This is a genomic window from Streptomyces sp. NPDC044106, from assembly GCF_056433985.1.
The window spans coordinates 294,188-318,477 of sequence record NZ_JBWKFZ010000012.1; the positions used below are offsets into that span (position 1 = coordinate 294,188).

Consider the following 24,290-nt stretch of genomic DNA (forward strand, 5'->3'; position numbering starts at 1 on the left):
GACGTCTGATACGCCGTCCCGACGGGTTACCGCCGCGTTCACGCGTACGGATTTCGTCGAGGGCGAAACCGGGCGGGGCCCCGGACGCGACCGCGCCCGGGGCCCCGCCCCGACGTGCTCGGATCAGCCCAGGTCGCCCGCGGCGGTGTGCTCGGCGAGACGGACCAGGGTGCGGACCGCGGTACCGGTGCCGCCCTTCGGGGTGTAGCCGAAGGGCGCGCCCTCGTGGAAGGCCGGGCCCGCGATGTCCAGGTGCGCCCAGGTGATGCCCTCGCCCACGAACTCCTGGAGGAAGAGACCGGCGACCAGGCCGCCGCCCATCCGCTCGCCCATGTTGGCGATGTCGGCGGTGGGGGAGTCCATGCCCTTGCGCAGGTCGGCGGGGAGCGGCATCGGCCACGACGGCTCACCGACCTCCTCGGCGATCTCGTGGACCGACGTACGGAAGGCGTCGTCGTTGGCCATGATGCCGAAGGTGCGGTTGCCGAGCGCCATCATCATGGCGCCGGTCAGCGTCGCCACGTCGACGATCGCGTCGGGAGCGTCCTCGGAAGCCCTGGCGATCGCGTCGGCCAGGACCAGACGGCCCTCGGCGTCGGTGTTGAGCACCTCGACGGTCTTGCCGCTGTACATCCGCAGGACGTCGCCGGGGCGGGTCGCGGAGCCGGAGGGCATGTTCTCGGCGAGCGCCAGCCAGCCGGTGACGTTCACCTCCAGGCCCAGGCGCGCGGCGGTGACCACGGCGGCGAAGACCGCGGCGGCACCGGCCATGTCGCACTTCATGGTCTCGTTGTGGCCCGCGGGCTTCAGCGAGATGCCGCCCGAGTCGTACGTGATGCCCTTGCCCACGAAGGCGAGGTGCTTCTTCGCCTTGGAGCTCGTGTACGAGAGCTTCACCAGCCGCGGCGGGGCGTCGGAGCCTGCGCCGACGCCGAGGATGCCGCCGTAGCCGCCCTTGGCGAGCGCCTTCTCGTCCAGGACCTGGACCTTGATGCCGTGCTCCTTGGCCGCGGTCTGGGCGACGGCGGCGAAGGCCTCGGGGTTGAGGTCGTTGGGCGGGGTGTTGACGAGGTCGCGGGCGCGGTTGAGCTCCTCGGCCAGGGCGGTGGCGCGCTCGACCGCGGCCTTGTGCGCCTTGTCGCGGGGCTTGGCGCCGAGCACGGTGACCTCGGCGAGCGGCGCCTTGGCGCCCCTGCCGTTCTTCTTCGCGGGCTTGGCGTCGCCCTGGTCCTTGTAGGCGTCGAAGGTGTACGCGCCGAGCAGGGCACCCTCCGCGATGGCACCGAGGCCTTCGGCGTCCTCGACGGGCAGCGCGAACGCGGCCTTCTTCGAGCCGGACAGGGCGCGCGCGGCGACGCCCGCGGCGCGGCGCAGCGTCTCCGTGCCGTACGTCTCGTCCTTCTCAGCGACCTCGCCGAGACCGATCGCCACGACGACCGGCGCCTTGAACCCGGACGGCGCGGGAAGCTTCGTCACCTCGCCCTCACCGCCCGCGGCGCCGAGGGTCTCCAGGACGGACGCGAGCTTGCCGTCGTACGCCTTGTCCACGGCCTCGGCGCCGGGGGCGACGACCAGGCCTCCCTTGGATCCAGCGCCCTTGGCGACACCGACGACGATCGCGTCGGCACGCAGGCCGGTCGCGGCGGCGGTGCTGAGAGTCAGAGCAGTCACGGTGGTGAGGTCCTCTTTCAGTGAGTATCGGCGGGCTGTTGGGGTGGTGAGCCCGTCGCGAGCCTACGCCCGTGAGCGCTGCGGTGCGCCTCACTGTGTGTGTCCGGCGCGGTGGCGGTATGCCGGGGTTCCGCCGCAGCCGGGGCCGGGACCGGCCCGTCAGCCGAGCGCGAGCACCACGAGCGCGGCGGTCGCCGCCGTCTCCGCGAGGCCGCCGAACACGTCCCCGGTGACCCCGCCGAACCGCCGCACGCAGTGCCGCAGCAGCAACTCCGCGGTGCCCACGGCGAGGACGACGGCCGCCGCGCCCCGCACGGCCCAGGCCGCCCCCAGCAGTGCGCCCGCCGCCGCGGCCCCGCACACCACGAGCGCCGCGACGCCCAGCGCGCGGCCTCGCGGGACCACTCCGGCGACGGCGGCGCCGAGCCCCTCAGGGCGGGCCGGCGGCACCCCGGTGCGGGCGGCCAGGGTGAGGGCGAGGCGCGCCGCGGTCGCCGAGACGACGGCGGCGAGTGCGCCGCGCAGCAAGGACGCCTCGTACAGCTGGCAGAAGACAGCCACTTGGGCGACGAGTACGAAGAGCAGGGTGATGACGCCGAAGGGGCCGATGTCGGACTGCTTCATGATGCGCAGCGCGTCCTCGGCGGGCCTGGCGCTGCCGAGACCGTCGGCGGTGTCGGCGAGGCCGTCCAGGTGCAGGCCCCTGGTGAGGGCGGCGGGGACGGCGGCGGTCGCGACGGCGGCGAGGAACGGGCCCGCGCCGAGCGCCGTGAGGAGGGCGCCCGCGCCGGCCGCGCAGAGACCGATCACCAGGCCGGCGAGCGGGGCGCACTGCATGCCGCCGCGTGCGGCCCCCCGGTCCCAGCGGGTGACTTCGACGGGGAGCGCGGTGAGGGTGCCGAAGGCGAAACGTATGCCGTCGGCGGGGGAGGTTCTGGACACCGCGGCAGGCTACCCCGGGGGAACGCCCCGCCCTGCGGACCACTCTTCACGGACGGAGGATGGCCGCATGGACGACTGGTGGGCCGCATGAACGACTGGTGGTACCGGAACATCGTGGAGCCGGGGAAGCTGCCCCTGCTGCTCGCGCTGCTCTCCTTCGTCGGGTCGTTCGTGGTCACCCGGACCATCACGCGGCTGATCCGGGCGGGGCGGGGGCCGTTCAGGAACATCAGGACGGGTGAGGTGCACATCCACCACGTCGTGCCGGGGATCTTCCTGATGCTGGTCGGCGGGTTCTGGGCGGTGGCGGCGGGGCGGCACGGCGCGGGCCCCCTGTACGCCGCCGTCATCTTCGGGATCGGCGCGGGTCTCGTGCTCGACGAGTTCGCGCTGATCCTCCACCTCGACGACGTCTACTGGAGCGAGCAGGGGCGCAAGAGCGTCGAGGTCGTGATGCTCACGGCCGCCCTGGTGGTGCTCGTGCTCACCGGCTTCACACCGCTCGGCGTGAACGACCTGACCCCGATGGAGCGCCAGAACCGCGCCGCGTTCGCGCTGAACATCGGCGTCAACTGCGGCTTCGCGGTGATCGCGCTGGTCAAGGGCAAGCTGCGGACGGCCCTGATCGGCATGGTGATCCCGTTCGTGGCGCTGGTCGGCGCGGTCCGGCTCGCCCGGCCGGGGTCGGCGTGGGCGCGGCGGTTCTACCGCGGCCGACCGCGGGCCCGCGCGCGTGCGGGGCTGCGGGCGTTCCGGCACGACCGCCGCTGGTCGGGCCCGCGCCGCAGGCTTCAGGACTGGGTCGGCGGCTTCGTACCGGACCCGAAACCGGCGCCCGGTCCCGGCCCGTCGGAGCCGGATCCGTCGGACCCGTCGGACGCCGGGTCCGAGCGGGTGCCGCCGCGCCGGTGACGCGGCGCCGTGAGCGCGTACAGCACCAGCACCACGACGATGGCGGCCAGGTGCTCCCAGCCCGCGAGGTTGTCCTTGACGAGCACCTCGAGGGCCATCAGGGCGGAGACCAGGGCGGCGGTGAAGTACGCCCGGTGGCGCAGGCACACGAACACGGCGAGGCCGACGACGGCGGCCGAAGGGCCGGTGTCGACGACCTGCGCGTCGGACCCGGGGAGCCCGAGGGGGCTCCCGGGCCCCAGCGCGATGCCCACGCGCGCGTACAGCGTGCCGGCGAGGGTGGCGGCGTACCCGATGAGGAGCGTGCGCCACCACCCCAGGCAGATCTCCGCGATCCCGAAGACGAGCAGGATCTGCACGAGCGCGCCCCACACCGGCAGGTCGAGGGCGGGCACGAAGAGGGAGAGCGGCGTGCGCAGCAGCGAGAGCCAGAGCGGGTCCTCGGCGCGCACGCAGCCGATGTTCTGGACGAACTGATAGCCCCAGGACTGGTTCTGCGCGTACTGGCAGAGCGCGGTGAGACAGACCGCGGTCAGTGTCATGGGGACGGCCCGCCACCGTCGGGCGACGAGTGCGCGCCGCACCGTGGAGAAGAGGGCTCCCCACTCGGCGCGTGCGTAGCGGGCCGGCGGTCTCATCGTCTGGACTCCAGGTGTTTGCGGTGCAGCCACTTCGGCAGTCCCGGCGCTTCGAGGAAGCCCTCCGCGCGGGCGGACGCGATGCCGATGCGCGGCAGATCGACGCTCTTCTCGAAGAGAAGGAAGCGCGGTTCCCAGATCGGCCGGTACTTGGCGTTGGCCCGGTAGAGGGACTCGATCTGCCACCACCGCGAGAAGAAGCTGAGCAGCGACCGCCACAGGCGCAGGACCGGGCCCGCGCCGAGCCGTGAGCCACGTTCGAAGACCGACCTGAACATCGCGAAGTTGAGCGAGACCTGCGTGATCTCGATCTCGGGGGCGCGCTGCAGGAGTTCGATGACCATGAACTCCATCAGGCCGTTCTCAGAGTCGCGGTCACGCCGCATCAGGTCGAGGGAGAGCCCGTGCGGCCCCCACGGCACGAAGGAGAGCACCGCCCGCAACGCGCCCTCGCCGTCCGTGCATTCGAGCATCACGCACCGGCCGTCCGCCGGGTCCCCGAGCCGTCCGAGTGCCATCGAGAAGCCGCGCTCGGTCGCTCCGTCGCGCCAGTCGTCGGCGCGCCGCAGCAACTCGGCCATCTCCTCGTGCGGGATCTCCTCGTGCCGGCGGATGCGGACCGTGTACCCGGCGCGCTTCACCCGGTTGTAGGCCTGGCGGACGGTACGCATGGCCCGCCCCTCCAGCGTGAAGTCGGCGATCTCCACGATGGCCTCGTCACCCAGCTCCAGGGCGTCGAGGCCGTGCCTGGCGTAGATCGTGCCCGCCTCCTCGCTCGCGCCCATCACCGCCGGGATCCAGCCGTGCTCACGGGCCTCGGCGAGCCAGGGCTCGATCGCGCCGGGCCACGCCTCCGGGTCCCCGATGGGGTCGCCGGAGGCCAGCGAGACCCCGCCGACGACGCGGTAGGCGACGGCCGCCTTGCCGGTGGGCGACCAGACGACGCTCTTCTCGCGGCGCAGCGCGAAGTAGCCGAGCGAGTCGCGGTCGCCGTGCCGGTCGAGCAGCACGCGCAGCCGTTCCTCGTCCCCCTCGGTGAGCGGGTCGACGGCGCGGCGGGAGCGGAAGGCGGCGTACAAGACGGCGCAGAGCAGCAGCGCGCTCAGGACGTTGATGGTGACGTTGACCCAGCCGGGCGTCGCGATGCCCTCGAAGCGCTTGTCGTCGGCGGCCAGCGAGACCAGCCGCATGACGCCGTAGCGCCAGCGGTCCAGGAAGGTCGAGCGGTAGTCGTCGTGGGCGTGGTTGGTGACGGTGACGAGCAGCGTGGCGAGCAGCGAGGTCACCAGGAGCCCGCCGACCGCGACGGCCGACGCCAGCTTGGGGTTGGCGCGGTCGCCCTTGGCGTAGAACTCCCTGCGCCCGGCGATCAGCGCCGCGACGAACGCGGCGGTCAGCCCGAGCGAGATCCAGTTCTGCGCGTACGCACGGATCTCCGGGAAGATCATCGCGAAGGCGAAGAGCAGCAGGAAGAGCCCGCCGAGCACGAGGTTGAGGATCCATGCGGCACGCTTGCGGCGCCGCATGGTGATCGCCAGGAAGAGCGTGAACGCCCCCGAGGCGAAGCCCGCGGTCAGCAGGTACGGCGTGAAGAGGTTCTCCGTGTTGTGCTGGCGCAGATCCTGCCCGAGGGAGACCCAGACCGCGCTCAGGAAGTTGATGAACGTGACGGCCCGGAGGTACCAGACGGCGAATCCGGCGGCACGGCGCTGTATGACGGTGTGTTCTCTCGGTCGCCCGGCGACGAGCTGCTCATCTCCCATGAAAAGGGATCATATGGGCAACGGGAGGTGCCCCTGTCGCGGGCGGGTGTCCCGTCGGCGGAACGAACGGGCAGTGCCTACTCGGCGGGCGGTACCGAAGCCTCCGTTTCCGGCGCCGAAGGCTCCAGCTCCAGCTCCAGCTCCCGCTCCGGCAACTCCGCCGACAACGCCGCAGCGGCCCGCACCAACGGCAGCGCCAGCAACGCGCCCGCCCCCTCGCCGACCTTCACGCCGTGCGCGAGCAGCGGGTCGAGCGCCATCCGGTCGAGCGCCTTGGCCTGCGCGGGCTCCCCGCTGTCGTGGCCCGCAAGCCACCAGTCCGGCGCCCGGAAGGCGACCCGCTGGGCCACCAGCGCGGCCGCCGACGCCACGACGCCGTCGAGGATCACCGGCGTACGCCGTACCGCGCACTGCAGCAGGAACCCGGTCATCGCGGCCAGATCGGCGCCGCCCACCGCCGCGAGCAGCTCCAGCTGATCGCCCAGCACGGGCCGGGCCCGCCGCAGCGCGTCCCGCACGGCCGCGCACTTGCGCATCCACGCCAGGTCGTCGATGGGCTCACCGCCCCGCCCGGTCACCACGGACGCGTCGGTCCCGCACAACGCGGCGACCAGCGTCGCGGCGGCCGTCGTGCCGCCCACGCTGATGTCGCCGAGCACGACCAGATCAGTGCCGGAGTCCGCCTCCTCGTCGGCGACGGCCATGCCCGCGCGGACCGCCCGCTCCGCCTCCTCCGAGGTCAGCGCGTCCTCGATGTCGATACGCCCGGAGCCGCGCCGCACCCGGTGCCCCGCCACCTCGGCGGGCAGCTCGGCCGGATCGCAGTCCAGAGCCATGTCGACGACCCGTACGGGGACGTCGAGGCGGCGTGCGAGGACGGCCGCGGGGCTCTCACCGGCGAGTACGGACCGCACGAGAGTGGCGGCGCTTCCCGCGGGCCGCGCCGAGACGCCGAGCTCGCAGACGCCGTGGTCGCCCGCGAACAGCACCGCGCGCGGTCGCTCCACCGGCCGCACCGGCACGGCCGACTGGGCCGCCGAGAGCCATTCGCCGAGTTCGTCGAGGCGGCCGAGCGAACCGGGCGGCACGCTCTGCCGCGCCCTGCGTTCCTCGGCGTCGCGGCGCACCCCGCCGTCGGGCCGCTCGATCAGGTCGGTGAAGTCGTCGAGATTCAGCGAGCTCATTCGGCGAACAGTACCGAAAGCGGTGGCGATGCCGCTCGAACGGTGCATGGCGGCCCCATCTGGGCGGGAATGCTCCCTTGGGTCGCCTTAGATCCCCTTAGATCCTTTGCTGTAGAGGATTGTCGTACTAGACAACGTTTCACCTGATTCCCAGGCTCCTACGCTCCAGGAGTACGACCATGACCACGGACGCCGCCCGACGGGTCGCCGCCCGGCGCCCCGCCTACCTCGCCGAACTCGCCCGGGGAACCGAGCGCTTCCACGAACCCCGCCGCACCGACTGCCCCTGGTGCGGCTCCGAGCGGCTGCGGGTGCGGCTGCGCACCACCGACCTGATCCAGCACAAGCCGGGCAGCTTCACCCTCGTCCGGTGCGGCGACTGCGCCCACACCTTCCAGAACCCGCGCCTGACCCCGGCGGGCCTGGACTTCTACCACCGGGACCCCCGGGACGGGATCGGTGGCAGGGAACCGGTGCGGCCGTTCGGCGCCGGGTCCGGCACGAAGCGCCGCCTCGCCGCCGCCCGCGCCCTCGCCGCGTTCGACGAACCCGAGTGCTGGCTGGACGTCGACACCGGCGCAGGGCACTTCCCCGCAGTGGCCGCGCAGGTCCTGCCGTACACCTCGTTCGACGGCCTCGACCGCGGCGTGGGCATCGAGAAGGCGGTGCGGACCGGCCGCGTCGAGGAGGGGCACCAGGGGTCCCTGACGGACCTCGCGGGGCTGCTCGCGGGCCGCTACGACGCGTTGAGCATGTTCCACAGCCTGCAGCGCAGCCCGGACCCACGCGCGGAACTCAAGGCCGCGAGAACCGTGCTGCGCCCCGGCGGCCACCTCCTGATCGAGGCCCCCGACCCCGAGTGCCGCTTCGCCGGGCTGCTCGGCAAGTGGTGGGCGTCGTACCACCAGCCGCGCCACCTGCACCTCGTGCCGCTCGCCAACCTCCGCGCGGAGCTCACGGAGCTGGGCTTCACGGTCGTCGCCGTCGAACGCCGCACGCCGCACGCCCCCGCCGACCTGAGCGCGGCGGTGGCGCTCTTCCTCAACTGCCGCATGCCGAAGCCCGACGTCCCGTGGCGGGCCAGGCCCGCGCCCCCGCTCCAGCTGAGGCTGCGCCGGGCCGCGCGGTGGGCCGCCGTGCCGGTGGTGGCGCTGGCCCGCGCCCTGGACACGGTCCTCTCACCGCTGCTCACCCGCGTGGGCTTCGCCAACACCTACCGGGTCATCGCGCGCAGGGGCGACGAGTCGACGTATGCCCAATAGCCCCCGGCCACCAGCCCCCACGTATCAGCCGCGCAACAGCACGGCCTGCCCCGCCACGAGGAGCAGCACATGCTCGCACTCGGCGGCGAACGTGGCGTTCAGGCGGCCCAGTTCGTCGCGGTAGCGGCGGCCCGACGCGGTCGCGGGGACGATTCCTGAGCCGACCTCGTTCGAGACGGCGACGACCGTGCGCCGGGTGGCACGCACCGCGTCCGCGAGCTCGGCGACCCGCCCCCGCAGCGCCCGCTCGCCGCCGCCCGCCCACTCGGCGTCGTCCCACGCCCTCACCTCGTCCATGACGTGGGTCAGCCACAGCGACAGGCAGTCGATGAGCAGCGGCGGCCCGTCCTGCGCGAGCAGCGGCACCAGGTCGCAGGTCTCAGCGGTCCGCCAGGAGCCGGGGCGCCGCTCGCGGTGCACGCTCACCCGCCGGGCCCACTCCGTGTCACCGCTCCTGGTCCCGCCGGTCGCCACGTACAGGACGTCGGGAAAGGCCTCCAGGCGCCGCTCGGCCTCCAGCGACTTGCCCGAACGGGCGCCGCCGAGGACGAGGGTGCGGCGCGGTACGTCCGGTACGTCCTCGTAGGCCCCGACCACGAGCGTCGACCCGTCCGGCACGGCCCGCGCCCCCGCCGCGGCCAGTCGGCGCGTCAGCTCCGCGCCGGGCGGCGCCTCGTGGCCGATGTGCACCGCGATCACGTCGGTGGTGGCGCCGATGGCCCCGGCCGTGCGCAGCCGGGCGAGCCCGTCGGGGCGCCCGACGACATCGGCGAGCACCATCTCGTACGGTGTCTGCCCGCCGTTGCCCGGGGCGGCGCCGTTCCCCTCGGTGATCCCCGCGGCGGCGCCGCCGGGCGGCAGGTAGAGCAGCCGTTCGCCGTCGGGCCCCGTCACCTCGTACCCGGAGCCGGGCGCGTCGAGGGCCACCGCGCGCACCCGGTGGCCGGTGAGCAGTGCCAGCTCACGCCCGTCGGCGACCCGGCCCGGCTGCGGGAGGCCCGCGGGGACCTCGACGGCGGGTCCGTCGTGCGGATGGGAGAGCAGGACCTGGCGCACTCCGCCGAGCGAGTGCCCGGCGCGGGCCGCCGCGAGGGCCGCGCCGGGGGTGAGGTCGAGCAGCAGGACGCCGTCCACCAGGAGGGCGGTCGCGGCCCGTGCCGCACCGCCCAGCGCGGTCGCGCAGGCCGCGCAGGGGCAGTCGGGCAGGGGCAGACCACCGGGGGCGCCGGTGCCGAGCAGAGTCAGTTCCACACGAAGATCCTCCCGCGTCGGGTCCAGCGCCGCGCGCCCGGCTACGCTTCAAGCGCATGCAGGCGGTTCTCATACCGCACACGGGACCTTCGGGAGGCTGACATGGCGGCATGGACGTGGCGGTTCGAGAAGGCGGACGGGACGGAGGTCCAGCCCGCGGTGCAGCCCGAGGAGTTCACCACGCAGGGGGACGCCGAGTCCTGGGTCGGTGAGTACTGGAAGGAACTGTCCGAGGGCGGCGCCGACCAGGTGTCCCTCTTCGAGGACGCGAACAAGATCTACGGGCCGATGAGCCTGCAGGCGGACGACGCGCAGGACACGGAGGACGCTTCGGCGTAAGCCGTCACGCGGCGCTCCGCGCAGCACACGCCCCGAGGGAGGCGGCAGCCGAATCCGGCGGCCGCCTCTCGCGCGTCGCGTGCCCTGGCCTCCTCCCCGGCCCTCACATCTCCCCGAGCGTGACCTCGGCCGTCTTCTCGGAGCCGTCACGCACGTACGTGACCTTCGTCTTCTGGCCGGGCTCGGCCGCGGCGAGTGCCTCGGAGAGGGAGTTGATCGTGGTGATGTCCGTGCCGCCGAGCCCCGTGATGATGTCCCCGGCCCGCAGACCCGCCCCGGCCGCGGCGCCGCCCTGCCGCGTCTCGGCCACGGCGACCCCGGCGGGCCGGTAGTCGTCGTCGAGGACGGTGCGGCCGGTGATGCCGAGCGCGGCCCGCCCCGAGTCGGTGACCTTGCCGTCCTTGACGATCTGGTCGGCGACGGTGCGCACCATCGAGGACGGGATGGCGAAGCCGATGCCGGGCGCCGCGCCGTTCCCCATCTCGGGATCGCTCGCGGCGAGCGTGGGGATGCCGATGACCTTCCCGTCGAGACCGACGAGCGCGCCGCCGCTGTTGCCCGGGTTGATCGCGGCCGACGTCTGCACCATGTTGGCGATGGTGGCCCCCGTGCCGCCGCCGGTGCGGCCCTCGCTGACGGTGCGTCCGGTGGCCGAGACGATGCCCTGGGTCACGCTGGAGGAGAGGCCGAGCGGGGAGCCCATGGCGAGGACGATCTGCCCGACCTCGGCCTTGGCCGAGTCACCGAACTCCGCGGCCTTCAGCCCCTTCGGCACGTCGCCCACCTTGATGACGGCGAGGTCCTGCTCGGGGTAGCTCGCGACGAGCGTGGCGCTCAGGGCCTGCTCGCCGGTGGCTGTGGTCACCTTGAAGCGCTTCTCCTTGCCCACCACATGGGCGTTGGTGACGATGTGCCCCTTGCCGTCGTAGACGACCCCGGAGCCGAGGCTGTCACCGGCGTCCACCTGGACGACCGACGGCAGGACGTCCTTGATCACCTTCTGGTAGTCGTCCTGAAGATCGCTCGCGGCGGCCGGCGCGGCCTGCGTGGTGGACCTGCCGGAGCCGCCGGAATCGGAGGAGGAGCAGCCGCCCACGAGGGCGAGAGCGGCGACGCACGCCAAGGTGGCAGTGGGGATACGTGAGGCAGCAGGGATACGTGAGGCAGTCATGCCCCGAGTGTCGGATTCGTCGTCCCGAGGCGCCCAGACTTAGGGGGCCGAACAGGCGTCACCGGCCCGGTCGCCCCCCCAGGACCCGCTAGTCCCGCACTCCGCACAGGTGCAGCAGCGCGGCCACCCGCCGGTAGGGATCGGTCCGTCCCGCCCGCTCCTCCGCGGCGAGCAGCGCCTCGAGCTCCCACTCCGGGGGCAGCGGCGTCCCGTCGGCCACGGTGTCCGTGAAGACCCGCACGCCGTACCAGACCTGCAGCGGCGCCGCGATCCCCGCCAGCGTGGAGGTCAGCGCGTCGAGCCGGTCCGCGCGGGCGTCGATCCCCAGCCTGTTGCGGTACGTGGTGGAGTCGAAGGCGGCGAGCGCCCCCGCCCAGTCCCCGGCGATGCCGGGACGCATGGCCAGCGCCTCCGCGTTGCGCACGAGCAGCGAGAGCAGCCCGCCGGGCGCCAGCATCCGGGCGAGTCCGGCGAGGAGCGCGTCGGGCTCCTCGACGTACATCAGTACGCCGTGGCAGAGCACCACGTCGAAGCTGCCGGGCAGGAAGTGCACTCCGGTCTGGTGTCCGTCGCCCTCGACGATCCGCACCCGCCCCCGGATGCCCTCGGGCTCCGCGGCGAGCGCCGTACGCGCACTGGCGATCATGGCCGGGTCCTGCTCGACGCCCGTGACCTTGTGACCGGCGCGGGCGAGCCGCAGCGCCTGCGTGCCCTGGCCCATGCCGACGTCGAGTATCCGCAGTCGCTGCCCCACGGGGAAGCGCGCGACTATCTGCTCGTCGAGCTGGCGGGCCACCAGCTCCTGCCGGACGGCGTTGCGCAGGCCGCCCAGCTTCTCCAGCCAGGCGCCGGCCCCGCCGGTGAATCCGCTCAGGGCCGCTCTCCGCGCTTGACCTGCGGCTTGGGCAGCCGCAGCCGACGCATCTGGAGCGTGCGCATGAGGGCGTACGCGACGGCGCCCTTCCGGTTCTCGTCCGGGAAGCGCTCGGCGAGACGCTTCTTCAGGCGGAACGCGGTGACGACCGAGTCGACGATGATCAGGACGATCACGAAGAGCCAGAGCAGCAGCGCGATGTTCTGCAGCTGGGGCACGCGGACGATGCTCAGGACGAGGATGATCACCGCGAGCGGCAGGAAGTACTCGGCGATGCAGAAGCGCGAGTCCACGAAGTCGCGCGCGAACTTGCGCACGGGACCCTTGTCACGGGCGGGCAGGAACCGCTCGTCACCGCTGGCAAGCGCCTCGCGCTGCTTCGCCATCTGGATGCGGCGCTCGTCGCGCTGCCGCTTGGCGGCCTCCTTGCGCGACGACGGCGTGTTCGTCACGCTGCGCCGCTGCGACTGGGCCATGGCGCGCTTGGGGGTGGGGCGGCCCTTGGGGGCCTGCGGGTCACGGGGCTGCTTGGAGTCGGTCACCGGCGCGGCCGGGGCCTTCTCTTCCTTGGATCGGCTACGGAACACAAAAGCCAAGGGTACGGGGTGCTCAGGCATGGACGTCGGCCAGGCGGGGAACGATCCGGCAACGCCGGGCGTCTTGATTTATGTGCCTAAGGGGACGTAGCAGGCGGTATGCGGCAGGAGCCGAGGTGTGCCGTGCGGGACGTTCCCAGGCGCGTGGGGCCGGTTCACAGGGGCGCACCTACTCCTTACGCCGGAGCGGCGCCGTCGGCAGTCGTCCTTGGGGATGAGCGCATCGGCCCGCGAACAGTGCGGTAATGGATGCAGGGCCCGTACTGTGGGTTCTGAGCAGTACCTGGAGCTGGAAGTCCGTCAGAAGGGGGCGCGCGAAGCCCATGAGCGGTGTCATGAAGCGTATGGGGATGATCTTCCGCGCGAAGGCGAACAAGGCCCTTGACCGGGCCGAGGACCCGCGCGAAACCCTCGATTACTCGTATCAGAAACAGCTGGAGCTGCTGCAGAAGGTCCGTCGTGGAGTCGCCGACGTGGCGACCTCCCGCAAGCGCCTCGAACTGCAGCTGACCCAGCTCCAGAAGCAGTCGTCGACCCTGGAGGACCAGGGCCGCAAGGCGCTCGCCCTCGGCCGCGAGGACCTGGCCCGCGAGGCCCTGTCCCGCCGTGCCGCGCTCCAGCAGCAGGTGACGGACCTGGAGACGCAGCACCAGACGCTCCAGGGCGAGGAGGAGAAGCTCACTCTGGCGGCGCAGCGGCTCCAGGCCAAGGTCGACGCCTTCCGCACGAAGAAGGAGACGATCAAGGCGACGTACACCGCCGCCCAGGCCCAGACCCGGATCGGCGAGGCCTTCTCCGGCATCTCCGAGGAGATGGGCGACGTCGGCATGGCGATCCAGCGCGCCGAGGACAAGACCGCGCAGCTCCAGGCGCGGGCCGGCGCTATCGACGAACTGCTCGCCTCCGGTGCCCTCGACGACTCCTCCGGACTGGCCAAGGACGACATCCAGTCCGAGCTGGACCGCCTCTCGGGTGGTACTGATGTAGAGCTGGAACTGCAGCGCATGAAGGCGGAGCTCGCCGGAGGTTCCAGCGGCGGGCAGCAGGCGATCGAGGGCGGCCAGGGTCGTCCCCAGTCGCAGCAGCCGCAGGACACCCCGCGCTTCGACAAGCAGTAGCCCTACGCACGTCCGAGGAGGACCACATGATCGTACGGATCATGGGGGAGGGGCAGGTGGAGCTGGCCGACAGCCACTTCGCCGAACTGAATGTGCTGGACGACGAGCTGCTCGACGAGATGGAGCGCGGCGACGGCCCCGGCTTCCGCCGCACGCTGCACGCACTCCTGGACAAGGTCCAGGAACTCGGCACCCCCCTCCCGGACGACGCCCTCGAACCCTCAGAACTGATCCTCCCCGCCCCGGACGCGACCCTGGACGAGGTAAGAACCATGCTGAGCGACGACGGCTTGATCCCCGGCTGACCCCCCGAGCCACCAACTGGAGGCGCCCCGCAAGGGGCGCGCCCGTAGGGGCGCGGGGAACTGCGCGCTCAACCCCACAAGACCCGCAGCGAAAGCCAGTCCAAGCCACCCCCCAGGGACGCGGGGAACTGCGCACCCAGCCCCACACAACCCGCACCCGCAAAGCCAGCCCCCTCCAGCCCCCTTAAGCCCCCACCCCCCAAACCCCCGCCCGGTGGGCCAGTACCCAAGACCCGCTCCAGCCGGCCGCCAGGCCCCCGTACGGTTGAGCGGTGACCACACTCGTCCGAGGCCGCGGCTGGGCCAAATCGCATCCGCTGGCCGTGGACGCCGTCCTCGCCACCGCCGTCCTCGTCTGCATGGTCGTCGGCTCCTTCGCCGAGCCCTACGGGGAACACGGCCCCACCTGGGGCACCCGTACCCCCGACGCCCCCAGCCTGCTCCTGATGGCGCTCGGCGCCCTCGCCCTGGTCCTGCGTCGCCGCGCCCCGTGGTCCGTCCTCGCCGCGACCTGCGCCGCCTCCATCGTCGAGCTGCTCACCGGCGAACCCCGCGCCCCCGTCGTGATGTGCGCCGTCATCGCGCTGTTCACCGTCGCGTCCACCACGGACCGCTCCACGACCTGGCGGATCGGCCTGGTCACGATGGCCGGGCTGACCGGCGTCGCGATGCTCTCGGGGCCGCTGCCCTGGTACGCGCAGGAAAACCTCGGCATCTTCGCCTGGACCGGCATGGCCGCCGCCGCGGGCGACGCGGTGCGCAGCCGCCGTGCCTTCGTGGACGCCATAAGGGAGCGCGCCGAGCGGGCGGAACGCACGCGGGAGGAGGAGGCCAGGCGCCGTGTCGCCGAGGAGCGCCTGCGGATCGCCCGCGACCTGCACGACGTGGTCGCCCACCACATCGCCCTGGTCAACGTGCAGGCGGGCGTCGCCGCGCACGTCATGGACAAGCGGCCCGACCAGGCCAAGGAGGCGCTCTCGCACGTACGGGACGCCAGCCGCTCCGCGCTCAACGAACTCCGCGCCACCGTCGGCCTGTTGCGGCAGAGCGGCGACCCCGAGGCGCCCACCGAACCGGCCCCCGGCCTGCACCGCCTCGACGAGCTCGTGGAGTCGTTCCGCAACGCGGGGCTGCCCGTGGAGGTGGCCCTCGGCCAGGTCGGCCTCGATCTGGCCGCCGCCGTCGACCTCGCCGCGTTCCGGATCATCCAGGAGGCGCTGACCAATGTGCAGAAGCACGCGGGGCAGGAGGCCAAGGCCGAGGTGAGCGTCGTCCGGGTGGGGCCGAACGTGGAGGTCACCGTCATCGACGACGGCCCCGGCCACGACGGGACGGACGAGCGGAACACCGACGGCGGCGGCCACGGCCTCATCGGCATGCGCGAACGCGTCACGGCGCTCGGCGGCAGCTGCACGGCGGGCCCCCGCTACGGCGGAGGATTCCGCGTCCATGCGATCCTGCCCGTCACCACGGCAAAGGGAGGGACCGCGTGACGATCCGCGTACTGCTCGCCGACGACCAGGCGTTGCTGCGCAGCGCGTTCAAGGTGCTCGTCGACTCCGAGGCCGACATGGAGGTGGTCGGCGAGGCGTCCGACGGTGCCCAGGCGGTGCAGCTCGCCAGGTCGGAGCGGGCCGATGTGGTCCTGATGGACATCCGGATGCCCGGCACGGACGGCCTCGCCGCCACCCGCATGATCAGCGCCGACCCGGCGCTGGCTCATGTGCGCGTGGTGATGCTGACGACGTTCGAGGTCGACGAGTACGTGGTGCAGTCGCTGCGCGCGGGCGCCTCCGGGTTCCTCGGCAAGGGCGCGGAACCGGACGAACTGCTCGGCGCCATCCGGATCGCGGCGGCCGGCGAGGCGCTGCTCTCCCCGGTGGCCACCAAGGGCCTGATCGCCAAGTTCCTCGCGCAGGGCGACGGCCTGGACGGCGACATGCCGGTGCGCGGCGAGCGGCTCGACGCGCTGACCGGCCGCGAGCGCGAGGTCCTCGTCCAGGTCGCGGGCGGCCACTCGAACGACGAGATCGCCGAGCGCCTCGAAGTCAGCCCGCTCACCGTGAAGACCCACGTGAACCGCGCGATGGCGAAGCTCGGCGCCCGCGACCGGGCGCAACTCGTCGTGATCGCGTACGAATCGGGCCTGGTCCGTCCACGGGTGGAGTGACACGAGAGGCGCCGTACGACGCCCTCGGAAGCAGACTTGTCGCGCGGCGCGCAGAGCCACGGAGCGCAGAGCTACAGAGCGCTGGGAACGCGTAAGGGGCACCCGCAATAGCGGGCGCCCCTTACGCGCGAGAAGAGCGACAGACCAGGAGCGACAGACCTACGGCAGCGCCAGCATCCGCTCCAGCGCCAGCTTCGCGAACTGCTCCGTTTCCCGGTCGACCTCGATCCGGTTGACCAGCTTGCCCTCGGCCAGCGACTCCAGTGTCCAGACCAGGTGCGGCAGGTCGATCCGGTTCATGGTCGAGCAGAAGCAGACCGTCTTGTCGAGGAAGACGATTTCCTTGTCCTCGGCGGCGAAACGGTTCGCCAGGCGGCGTACGAGATTCAGCTCGGTCCCGATGGCCCACTTGGAACCGGCGGGGGCCGCCTCAAGGGTCTGGATGATGTGCTCCGTGGAGCCCACGTAGTCCGCCGCGGCCACGACCTCGTGCTTGCACTCGGGGTGCACCAGGACGTTCACGCCGGGGATCCGCGCGCGTACGTCCTCCACGGACTCCAGCGAGAAGCGCCCGTGCACCGAGCAGTGCCCGCGCCACAGGATCATCTTCGCGTCGCGCAGCTGCTCGGGCGTCAGGCCGCCGTTCGGCTTGTGCGGGTTGTAGACCACGCAGTCGTCGAGCGAGAAGCCCATGTCGCGGACCGCCGTGTTGCGCCCGAGGTGCTGGTCGGGCAGGAACAGCACCTTCGTCGCATCGGGCTCCCCCTGCCCGAAGGCCCACTCCAGGGCGCGCTTGGCGTTGGAGGACGTGCAGATCGTGCCGCCGTGCTTGCCGGTGAAGGCCTTGATGTCGGCGGAGGAGTTCATGTACGAGACGGGCACGACCTGCTCGGCTATCCCGGCCTCGGTCAGCACGTCCCAGCACTCGGCGACCTGGTCGGCGGTGGCCATGTCGGCCATCGAGCAGCCGGCGGCCAGGTCCGGCAGGACGACCTTCTGGTCGTCCGTCGTCAGGATGTCCGCGGACTCGGCCATGAAGTGCACGCCGCAGAAGACGATGTACTCGGCGTCGGGCCGGGCGGCCGCGTCACGTGCCAGCTTGAAGGAGTCGCCGGTGACGTCCGCGAACTGGATGACCTCGTCGCGCTGGTAGTGGTGGCCCAGCACGAAGACCTTGCTCCCGAGCCTCTCCTTGGCGGCGCGGGCGCGCTCCACCAGGTCCGGGTCGGAGGGGGACGGCAGATCGCCGGGGCACTCCACGCCGCGTTCGCTCCTGGGGTCGGCCTCGCGGCCGAGCAGCAGCAGAGCGAGCGGCGTGGGCTGGACATCGAGGTCCACGGGGGACTGGGCGGTGGTCACGACACGCACCCTTTCTGATCTGTGTATGCGCGGCGGAGCCGCTCCGGTGGAGCCGGGGGCTGGCACCGGGGATCCTTTTCGTCGATTTGACGTTATCTATCATATCCGCTTCACGTCAGTTTGACGATGGCCATAGTGTCGATGTGACGCATTCGCCGTCGCCCAGTCCGGTGTCCCGCTCGACGCCATGTGCGAGCATGAAGGGGCAAGGACGTAAGCGCTCGGCCCGGAATGAATCCGCGGCCCCGCCGGTTGCAACCGTCGGCAAGCAGTCTCCGTACAACCCGGGAGAGAAGCAGATGTCCGTATCGGACGAGACCACCACCGTGAGCGACGGCATCCTCCTGTCGGACGCCGCCGCGGCCAAGGTCAAGGGCCTCCTCGAGCAGGAGGGCCGGGACGACCTGGCGCTGCGCGTCGCCGTTCAGCCCGGCGGTTGCTCGGGCCTGCGCTACCAGCTGTTCTTCGACGAGCGCTCGCTCGACGGCGACGTCGTCAAGGACTTCGACGGCGTGAAGGTCGTCACCGACCGGATGAGCGCTCCCTACCTGGGCGGCGCCTCCATCGACTTCGTGGACACCATCGAGAAGCAGGGCTTCACGATCGACAACCCGAACGCCACGGGCTCCTGCGCCTGCGGCGACTCCTTCAGCTAGACCTGTAGGCGCGCGGACGTCGTAGACGTACGTACGAAGGCGGCGGCCCCCCGGACTTCCGGGGGGCCGCCGCCTTCGTACGTGCTGCTCGTGACTTGCTTGCCGCGCGCGCCGCTACTTCCGCCGCACGGTCTCGCCCGTGGCGTCCACGACCTTGCGGTCACCGAGCGGCTTGTCGAGCGTGACCGTCCTCGACAGCTTTTTGGCGATCTTGATGCAGACCTTGTCCTTCTCGTGCGTCTCGGTGACCTTGACCGTCACGCGGTCGCCGTCCTCCTTCGCGAACGCGGAGTACGCACTGCACACCCCGCCCCAGAAGTGCACGGTCAGCGACTTCCCGTCGGCGCTGTAGGACTCCACCCGCGCCGTGCTCCGCTCGTCCCCCTGATCCCCGCCCGGCTTCCCGCCGGACGGCGGCGTGCCCGGGGCCCCGGGTGACCTCAGATACGCGGGGTCGACCGCCGGGTGCGTCACCGTGAAGGTGTCCCGCGCGCCCTGCGGCTTCACGTCGAACAGCCAGGACGGTACGAGGGTCTGGCGGCCGTCCACGGAGTGCGTCGCGAGGCCGAACGTGGCGCCGCTGACGGCGACCGGCTGCGGCTTCGGCGGCGCGGACGACGGTTCGCAGGGCGCCTGCTTCTCCGGCCCGCCGCCGCCCTCGGCCTTCGTGCTGTCGTCGGCGTGCGGCACCGCGGTCGCACAGCCGCCGATCGCGACGCGGCCGTGGCCGCCGCCCGGCCTGTTCAGCTGGTCCAGGGCCTCCCGGGCGCTGATCACCGGGTACGTCGCGCCCTTGACCGGCGCCTTCAACTGGCCGCTTCCGCCGACCACTTCGCCGCCCGAACCGACCTGGATCCCGGTCGACCAGCCGTAGGTCGGCAGGCCGCCGATCTTCGGGTCGGCGTTCACCACCCGGACGGCGCCCATCAGTTGGCGGGCGTCCAGCTTGGCGTCGTCCTGGCCCAGCGCCTTCAGGACGGGAGCGGCCGCCTTCTTCGCGGCCTTCTCGCTCACCGCGTCACCCAGCTCGCCGCCCGGTCCCGTGGCGGCGCCGGAACAGGGCCTGCCCTTCAGGCAGTTGTCGGTGCCGCCGACACCGTGCGCGGTGTACGTCCAGGTGCCGGGCGCCTCCATGTTGACCTGCAAGGAAGGTCCCGAACCGTCGCGGTCCGGGCCGATCTTCCAGGCGCCGTCCCGCGAGGTCGGCGTGCCGCTCACGCCGAGCGCCCCGGCCAGCTTCAGCACCTCGGCCCGGGTGGCCTCGCCGCGCGCGTGGTACACGGCGGCCGACTTCGGGCCCTCGGGCAGCGTGCCGGTCACCCGGTACGTGGCGCCGTGCGGGTCGGGCTCGCCCGGCGCGATGCCGTTGCCGCCGCCGTCCTGCCGGTCGTCGCCCGGATACCCGTCCAGGGTGAGTGGCGGCGGAGTGCCGCCGTCCCCCGCGGGTGCCCCGTCGCCGCCGCCGTTGCCGCCACCGCCGGACGCGGTCGCCGCGAAGTACGCGCCACCGCCGCCGACCAGCAGCACGGTGGCCGCGACCGAGACGACGGCCAGGCGGGAACGCCGCCGCTGCGGCTCGGTCGCCTCATGATCCGATCGCTCGGTGCTCACCGCATCGCTCCTTCGACTGCACTGCTGTCCCGGACATCCCATAGCTGGGTGCCCCTGGCATCCCACAGTTGGGCTTCGTCGTAGCTCCGTTCCCCTTTACGGGGGACGGCGATGGGACGCAGCAGGGGAGCGTGCGGTTCCCCTCCGCGCGCGCGGGCCTCACACCGACGCGCGCCAGGGCCTGTCTTTCGGATCTGCCGCCCTCGTTCAGTCTCCGTACTCGGCCATTTCGTCGATCAGCCGTGCGGACGCCGAAGGGACGGTGATCCCGTGGATCAGCGAGGGCGGCACGGGGGCGGAGGCGGCCACGGCGGGCACTGTCCAGTGCGGTGCCATGCGGGCGCAGTCCCCGCGCAGCGTCTCCATGCTCTCGGGTGCGTCGACGGTGAGCGCGGCGCGGCGCCGCGGGGCGACATCTTTCGGGATAACGGTCATAACGGCACCGTACGCATCTCGCCACCCACGAAAAAAGCCCTACTATTGGGTAGTTTTGGCACTTCAGCGACCGTGTGTCGACCCGGTAGCGTGAACTGTCAATCCCTCCTCTCCTCCACAGGAGCATCCAGCCGTGCGTATTGCAGTCACCGGCTCCATCGCCACCGACCACCTGATGACCTTCCCCGGCCGCTTCGCCGACCAGCTGGTCGCCGATCAGTTGCACACGGTCTCCCTGTCCTTCCTCGTCGACGCCCTCGATGTCCGCAGGGGCGGCGTGGCCGCCAACATCACCTTCGGCATGGGGCAGCTCGGCACCACCCCCATCCTGGTCGGCGCCGCGGGCTCCGACTTCGACGAGTACCGCGCCTGGCTCGACCGGCACGGCGTCGACACCGCCTCGGTCCGGATCTCCGAGACGCTGCACACCGCACGCTTCGTCTGCACCACCGACGCCGACCACAACCAGATCGGCTCCTTCTATACGGGGGCGATGAGCGAGGCCCGCCTCATCGAGCTGAAGACGGTGGCCGACCGCGTCGGCGGCCTCGACCTCGTCCTGATCGGCGCGGACGACCCCGAGGCGATGCTGCGGCACACCGAGGAGTGCCGCAGCCGCGCGATCCCCTTCGCCGCCGACTTCTCGCAGCAGATCGCGCGCATGGAGGGCGAGGAGATCCGCACGCTCCTCGACGGCGCGACGTACCTCTTCTCCAACGAGTACGAGAAGGGGCTCATCGAGTCCAAGACGGGCTGGACCGACGCCGAGATCCTCGCCAAGGTCGGCCACCGCGTGACCACCCTCGGCGCGAACGGCGTCCGCATCGAGGCCGTCGGCCAGGACCCGGTCGAGGTCGGCGTCCCGGAGGAGGAGGCGAAGGTCGAGCCCACCGGCGTCGGCGACGCGTTCCGCGCGGGCTTCCTCTCCGGCCTCGCCTGGGGCGTCTCCCACGAGCGCGCCGCGCAGGTCGGCTGCATGCTCGCCACTCTGGTCATCGAGACCGTCGGCACGCAGGAGTACGAGCTGCGCCGCAGCAACTTCATGGACCGCTTCACCAAGGCGTACGGCCACGCGGCCGCCGCCGAGGTCCAGCCGCACCTGGCCTGACCCGGCCGCAGAGCCCCGGCACGTCACGAGCTCCGGCGGACCACGTACGCGACACCGTGGTCCGCCGGCCGCTCGCCCACGTACTCCTGCCCCCGCGTCCAGCACCAGGCGGGGATGTCCACGGCCGCCACCTCGTCGTCGGCGAGGACCGTGACGGTGCCGCCCACCCGTACCCGCCCGACCGCCTTGGCCAGCTCGATGACCGGCAGTGGGCAGCTCATCCCGAGCGCGTCGACGGTGACGGCCGCCGCGGACCCGTCCCCGCCCGCGACCGGCGCCCCCAGCGTCTCCCGGACCCCCCGCACGACCCCGGGCAGCACGTCGAGGAACCGCTCGACGTCCGCCTCGTCGGCCCCGAACGGCAGCGACACCCGTACGTTCCCCTCGCTGACCACACCCATGGCGCGCAGCACATGGCTCGGCGTCAGCGTCGAGCTGGTGCACGAGGACCCCGACGAGACGGAGAAGTCCGCCCGGTCGAGCTCGTGCAGCAGCGTCTCCCCGTCGACATAGAGACAGGAGAAGGTGACGAGATGCGGAAGGCGCCGCACCGGATCGCCCACCACCTCCACGTCCTGCACGAGCCCCGGCACCCGGGCCCTGATCCGCTCCGTCAGCTCCCGCAGCCGTGCCCCCTCCGCGGCGGCCTCGGCCCGCACCGCCCGGAGCGAGGCCGCCGCCGCCACGACCGCCGGAATGTTCTCGAACCCGGCGGCACGCCCCGACTCCCGCTCGTCGGCGGGACCTTGCGCCGCGAAGCGCACCCCTTTTCGTACAGCGAGCAGCCCGACCCCCGCCGGGCCACCCCATTTGTGGGCGCTTCCGGTCAGCAGCGACCAGGCCCCCTCGACGGGTCCCCAGGCCAGCGACTGCGCGGCGTCCACCAGGAGCGGCACCCCGGCGGCGCGGCAGACCTCGGCGACCTCGGCGACCGGCTGCACGGTACCGACCTCGTGGTTGGCGGACTGCAGACAGGCGAGCGCGGTGTCCTCGCGCAGCGCGTCGGCGTACCCGTCGGGGGCCACCGCCCCGCCCCGGTCCACCGGCACCTCGGTCACCGCGCCGCCGCCGCGCTCATGGGCCTCGGCCGAATGGAGTACCGACGAATGTTCGACGGCCGACACGATCAGGTGGTCCCCGACACGCCGACGCGCCGCGAGCGCGCCCGCGATCCCGGAGTGCACGGCCCGGGTCCCCGAGGTGGTGAAGACCAGCTCGTCCGGTCGGCACCCCACCGCGTCGGCGGCCGCCTCGCGCGCGGCGTCGAGCAGCAGCCTGGCCCGCCGCCCCTCCCGGTACAGCCGCGCCGGATCGGCCCACCCCTCGTCCAACGAGGCCACCAGGGCCTGCCGCGCAACGGGATGAAGGGGAGCGGAGGAAGCAACATCGAAGTAGGCCACACGCCCACGCTAAGACGTCGGCTCGCCGAGACGCTCCGGGGGAGCGTCTGAGGGAGCCGCCCCGCAAGGGGCGCTCCCCAGGGGCACGGAGAACCGCGCGACAAGCCCCCACCGGCCCACACCCGCGGATCAGCAGATTCCGCCGAGCTCACAGGCGCCCCGACCCTCCGTCAGAAAGCGCCCGACAGTGCCCCGTCCCACCCTTCGGAGTGACCCGCGGCGCGTTAGGCACCCTCCCCGCGCGACCCCAAATAGCGTCCAGTAGGGTTTGGTCCGCATAAACATCCAAACCCCTGCCCGACGCAGGGCGGCGACCTACCAGCGTGAAGGCCGCAGCCGATCGCGCGGGCGAGACTCTCGGGAAGGCGCTACGTGAGTCCCAACGGCTCCGACCGCTCGTCGCGGCGCCCGATGCGGCGGAAGCTGCCGCAGGTGCTGACTGCGGGCCTGATCCTGGCGACCGCCACCGGTTGCACATACAAGGATTTCCCCCGCCTTGGAATGCCCACCCCGGTAACGGAAGAGGCTCCGCGGATTCTCTCCCTCTGGCAGGGCTCGTGGGCGGCAGCGCTCGCCACGGGCGTCCTGGTCTGGGGTCTGATCCTGTGGAGCGTCATCTTCCACCGGCGCAGCCGCACCAAGGTGGAAGTACCGGCGCAGACGCGCTACAACATGCCCATCGAGGCGCTGTACACGGTGGTGCCCCTCATCATCGTGTCGGTGCTCTTCTACTTCACGGCACGTGACGAGTCCAAGCTCCTCAAGCTCGACGAGAAGCCGGCCCACACCATCAACGTGGTCGGCTATCAGTGGAGCTGGGGCTTCAACTACGTCGAGAACGTTCCGGGCGGCGGCAAGGACAACGCCAGGACCTCCAAGGACCTGGCGGCCATCCCGGACAAGTTCCGCAAGGACTTCCCGGCCAAGGCCAACGGCGTCTACGAAGTCGGCACGCCCGGCGAGCGGAACCCGCAGAACGGCAACCCCGGCCCGACCCTCTGGCTCCCCAAGGGCGAGAAGGTCCGCTTCGTGCTCACCTCGCGTGACGTCATCCACTCCTTCTGGGTGGTGCCGTTCCTCATGAAGCAGGACGTCATCCCGGGCCACACCAACGCCTTCGAGGTGACTCCGAACAAGGAGGGCACCTTCATGGGCAAGTGCGCCGAGCTCTGCGGCGTCGACCACTCCCGGATGCTCTTCAACGTCAAGGTCGTCTCTCCCGAGCGCTACAAGCAGCACCTCGAGGACCTGGTGAAGAAGAACCAGACCGGTTACATCCCGGCCGGCATCGAGCAGACGCCCCACGAGAAGAACCGGGAGACGAACAACCTGTGAGCATCCTCAACGAACCCCAGGGTGCCGCGGCAGCAGAAGACTCGTACGAGGACGAGCTGCCGGTCAGGCGCAAGCAGCCGGGAAACGTCGTCATCAAGTGGCTGACCACCACTGACCACAAGACGATCGGCACGCTGTATCTGGTCACGTCGTTCGCGTTCTTCTGCATCGGCGGTGTGATGGCGCTCTT

At 71.9% G+C, this 24,290-nt stretch carries 22 protein-coding genes and 1 pseudogene; 11 read left to right on the top strand and 12 right to left on the bottom strand.

Features of this window, described 5'->3' with window-relative positions:
- Window positions 1–123 precede the first annotated feature (123 nt).
- Window positions 124–1,671: a leucyl aminopeptidase gene (locus tag AC07DI_RS23730; RefSeq protein WP_384263526.1), complete on the bottom strand. Its 1,548-nt coding sequence runs from the start codon at window positions 1,669–1,671 to the stop codon at window positions 124–126.
- Between the two features lie 159 nt (window positions 1,672–1,830).
- Window positions 1,831–2,613, bottom strand: coding sequence for an adenosylcobinamide-GDP ribazoletransferase (locus AC07DI_RS23735; RefSeq protein ID WP_478906002.1), 783 nt, complete (start codon window positions 2,611–2,613; stop codon window positions 1,831–1,833).
- A gap of 87 nt (window positions 2,614–2,700) precedes the next feature.
- Between AC07DI_RS23735 and AC07DI_RS23740 the strand changes: the two genes are divergently transcribed.
- Entirely contained in the window at window positions 2,701–3,525 is an 825-nt protein-coding gene (locus tag AC07DI_RS23740) for a hypothetical protein (protein WP_478906003.1), read from the top strand.
- Between the two features lie 634 nt (window positions 3,526–4,159).
- On the opposite strand, the gene AC07DI_RS23745 is transcribed toward AC07DI_RS23740, so the two are convergent.
- Window positions 4,160–5,926, bottom strand: coding sequence for a phosphatidylglycerol lysyltransferase domain-containing protein (locus AC07DI_RS23745; protein WP_478906004.1), 1,767 nt, complete (start codon window positions 5,924–5,926; stop codon window positions 4,160–4,162).
- Window positions 5,927–6,003: 77 nt separating this feature from the next.
- Window positions 6,004–7,110, bottom strand: coding sequence for a nicotinate-nucleotide--dimethylbenzimidazole phosphoribosyltransferase (gene cobT, locus AC07DI_RS23750; protein ID WP_478906005.1), 1,107 nt, complete (start codon window positions 7,108–7,110; stop codon window positions 6,004–6,006).
- Window positions 7,111–7,289: 179 nt separating this feature from the next.
- On the opposite strand from cobT, the gene AC07DI_RS23755 reads away from it, so the two are divergent.
- The gene (locus AC07DI_RS23755; RefSeq protein ID WP_478906006.1) at window positions 7,290–8,372 is read left to right on the top strand and encodes a class I SAM-dependent methyltransferase; all 1,083 of its coding nucleotides are present in this window, start codon (window positions 7,290–7,292) and stop codon (window positions 8,370–8,372) included.
- A gap of 24 nt (window positions 8,373–8,396) precedes the next feature.
- On the opposite strand, the gene AC07DI_RS23760 is transcribed toward AC07DI_RS23755, so the two are convergent.
- Window positions 8,397–9,623, bottom strand: a complete 1,227-nt coding sequence (locus tag AC07DI_RS23760) for a bifunctional adenosylcobinamide kinase/adenosylcobinamide-phosphate guanylyltransferase (protein WP_478906007.1) — start codon at window positions 9,621–9,623, stop codon at window positions 8,397–8,399.
- 102 nt (window positions 9,624–9,725) lie between these two features.
- Between AC07DI_RS23760 and AC07DI_RS23765 the strand changes: the two genes are divergently transcribed.
- A complete protein-coding gene (locus tag AC07DI_RS23765; RefSeq protein ID WP_384263510.1) occupies window positions 9,726–9,962 on the top strand; it encodes a hypothetical protein in 237 nt (78 codons plus the stop codon).
- Between the two features lie 103 nt (window positions 9,963–10,065).
- On the opposite strand, the gene AC07DI_RS23770 is transcribed toward AC07DI_RS23765, so the two are convergent.
- The 3 genes from AC07DI_RS23770 to AC07DI_RS23780 form a co-directional block, all read right to left on the bottom strand.
- Window positions 10,066–11,133 carry a S1C family serine protease gene (locus AC07DI_RS23770; RefSeq protein ID WP_478906008.1) on the bottom strand — a complete coding sequence of 356 codons (1,068 nt, stop codon included), beginning with the start codon at window positions 11,131–11,133 and terminating at the stop codon, window positions 10,066–10,068.
- 88 nt (window positions 11,134–11,221) lie between these two features.
- Window positions 11,222–11,929 carry a class I SAM-dependent methyltransferase gene (locus tag AC07DI_RS23775; RefSeq protein ID WP_384263505.1) on the bottom strand — a complete coding sequence of 236 codons (708 nt, stop codon included), beginning with the start codon at window positions 11,927–11,929 and terminating at the stop codon, window positions 11,222–11,224.
- A 74-nt stretch (window positions 11,930–12,003) separates the two neighbouring features.
- On the bottom strand, window positions 12,004–12,624 hold the full coding sequence (locus AC07DI_RS23780; RefSeq protein ID WP_478906009.1) for a DUF3043 domain-containing protein: 621 nt from the start codon (window positions 12,622–12,624) through the stop codon (window positions 12,004–12,006).
- A 302-nt stretch (window positions 12,625–12,926) separates the two neighbouring features.
- On the opposite strand from AC07DI_RS23780, the gene AC07DI_RS23785 reads away from it, so the two are divergent.
- The 4 genes from AC07DI_RS23785 to AC07DI_RS23800 all read left to right on the top strand — a co-directional run bounded on the left by AC07DI_RS23785 (window position 12,927) and on the right by AC07DI_RS23800 (window position 16,196).
- Window positions 12,927–13,721, top strand: coding sequence for a PspA/IM30 family protein (locus AC07DI_RS23785; RefSeq protein WP_478906010.1), 795 nt, complete (start codon window positions 12,927–12,929; stop codon window positions 13,719–13,721).
- A 26-nt stretch (window positions 13,722–13,747) separates the two neighbouring features.
- Entirely contained in the window at window positions 13,748–14,026 is a 279-nt protein-coding gene (gene pspAA / locus AC07DI_RS23790; protein WP_384263498.1) for a PspA-associated protein PspAA, read from the top strand.
- 272 nt (window positions 14,027–14,298) lie between these two features.
- Window positions 14,299–15,519 carry a sensor histidine kinase gene (locus AC07DI_RS23795; RefSeq protein WP_384263496.1) on the top strand — a complete coding sequence of 407 codons (1,221 nt, stop codon included), beginning with the start codon at window positions 14,299–14,301 and terminating at the stop codon, window positions 15,517–15,519.
- Complete coding sequence (locus AC07DI_RS23800) at window positions 15,516–16,196, top strand: response regulator (RefSeq protein ID WP_384263493.1); 681 nt, start codon at window positions 15,516–15,518, stop codon at window positions 16,194–16,196. The genes AC07DI_RS23795 and AC07DI_RS23800 overlap by 4 nt, the downstream gene beginning before the upstream one ends.
- Window positions 16,197–16,355: 159 nt before the next feature.
- Here AC07DI_RS23800 and nadA read toward each other — a convergent pair whose 3' ends face one another.
- On the bottom strand, window positions 16,356–17,555 hold the full coding sequence (gene nadA / locus AC07DI_RS23805; RefSeq protein WP_478906011.1) for a quinolinate synthase NadA: 1,200 nt from the start codon (window positions 17,553–17,555) through the stop codon (window positions 16,356–16,358).
- A gap of 299 nt (window positions 17,556–17,854) precedes the next feature.
- Here nadA and AC07DI_RS23810 point away from each other — a divergent pair, with 299 nt between their 5' ends.
- A complete protein-coding gene (locus AC07DI_RS23810) occupies window positions 17,855–18,211 on the top strand; it encodes a HesB/IscA family protein (RefSeq protein ID WP_030933606.1) in 357 nt (118 codons plus the stop codon).
- Window positions 18,212–18,325: 114 nt separating this feature from the next.
- Here AC07DI_RS23810 and AC07DI_RS23815 read toward each other — a convergent pair whose 3' ends face one another.
- Both AC07DI_RS23815 and AC07DI_RS23820 read right to left on the bottom strand, forming a co-directional pair.
- Window positions 18,326–19,822 carry a hypothetical protein gene (locus tag AC07DI_RS23815; RefSeq protein ID WP_478906012.1) on the bottom strand — a complete coding sequence of 499 codons (1,497 nt, stop codon included), beginning with the start codon at window positions 19,820–19,822 and terminating at the stop codon, window positions 18,326–18,328.
- 207 nt (window positions 19,823–20,029) lie between these two features.
- Window positions 20,030–20,257, bottom strand: coding sequence for a hypothetical protein (locus AC07DI_RS23820; RefSeq protein ID WP_478906026.1), 228 nt, complete (start codon window positions 20,255–20,257; stop codon window positions 20,030–20,032).
- A gap of 133 nt (window positions 20,258–20,390) precedes the next feature.
- Here AC07DI_RS23820 and AC07DI_RS23825 point away from each other — a divergent pair, with 133 nt between their 5' ends.
- Window positions 20,391–21,365 carry a carbohydrate kinase family protein gene (locus tag AC07DI_RS23825; protein ID WP_384263869.1) on the top strand — a complete coding sequence of 325 codons (975 nt, stop codon included), beginning with the start codon at window positions 20,391–20,393 and terminating at the stop codon, window positions 21,363–21,365.
- A gap of 23 nt (window positions 21,366–21,388) precedes the next feature.
- On the opposite strand, the gene AC07DI_RS23830 is transcribed toward AC07DI_RS23825, so the two are convergent.
- Window positions 21,389–22,765 (bottom strand): aminotransferase class V-fold PLP-dependent enzyme, encoded by a 1,377-nt coding sequence (locus AC07DI_RS23830; RefSeq protein ID WP_478906013.1) that lies wholly within the window; start codon window positions 22,763–22,765, stop codon window positions 21,389–21,391.
- Window positions 22,766–23,137: 372 nt separating this feature from the next.
- On the opposite strand from AC07DI_RS23830, the gene ctaC reads away from it, so the two are divergent.
- Both ctaC and AC07DI_RS23840 read left to right on the top strand, forming a co-directional pair.
- The gene (gene ctaC, locus AC07DI_RS23835; protein ID WP_384263874.1) at window positions 23,138–24,100 is read left to right on the top strand and encodes an aa3-type cytochrome oxidase subunit II; all 963 of its coding nucleotides are present in this window, start codon (window positions 23,138–23,140) and stop codon (window positions 24,098–24,100) included.
- Window positions 24,097–24,290: pseudogene (locus AC07DI_RS23840) on the top strand (aa3-type cytochrome oxidase subunit I); the annotation flags it as partial. The gene ctaC and the pseudogene AC07DI_RS23840, both read left to right, overlap by 4 nt.

Bases quoted from the DNA above. Each gene is read 5' to 3' on its own strand.
- AC07DI_RS23770 (WP_478906008.1), bottom strand. From the start codon at position 11,133: ATGACTGCCTCACGTATCCCTGCTGCCTCACGTATCCCCACTGCCACC.
- cobT (WP_478906005.1), bottom strand. From the start codon at position 7,110: ATGAGCTCGCTGAATCTCGACGACTTCACCGACCTGATCGAGCGGCCC.
- pspAA (WP_384263498.1), top strand. From the start codon at position 13,748: ATGATCGTACGGATCATGGGGGAGGGGCAGGTGGAGCTGGCCGACAGC.
- AC07DI_RS23745 (WP_478906004.1), bottom strand. From the start codon at position 5,926: ATGGGAGATGAGCAGCTCGTCGCCGGGCGACCGAGAGAACACACCGTC.
- AC07DI_RS23780 (WP_478906009.1), bottom strand. From the start codon at position 12,624: ATGCCTGAGCACCCCGTACCCTTGGCTTTTGTGTTCCGTAGCCGATCC.
- AC07DI_RS23740 (WP_478906003.1), top strand. From the start codon at position 2,701: ATGAACGACTGGTGGTACCGGAACATCGTGGAGCCGGGGAAGCTGCCC.
- AC07DI_RS23810 (WP_030933606.1), top strand. From the start codon at position 17,855: ATGTCCGTATCGGACGAGACCACCACCGTGAGCGACGGCATCCTCCTG.
- AC07DI_RS23785 (WP_478906010.1), top strand. From the start codon at position 12,927: ATGAGCGGTGTCATGAAGCGTATGGGGATGATCTTCCGCGCGAAGGCG.
- AC07DI_RS23765 (WP_384263510.1), top strand. From the start codon at position 9,726: ATGGCGGCATGGACGTGGCGGTTCGAGAAGGCGGACGGGACGGAGGTC.
- AC07DI_RS23820 (WP_478906026.1), bottom strand. From the start codon at position 20,257: ATGACCGTTATCCCGAAAGATGTCGCCCCGCGGCGCCGCGCCGCGCTC.
- AC07DI_RS23755 (WP_478906006.1), top strand. From the start codon at position 7,290: ATGACCACGGACGCCGCCCGACGGGTCGCCGCCCGGCGCCCCGCCTAC.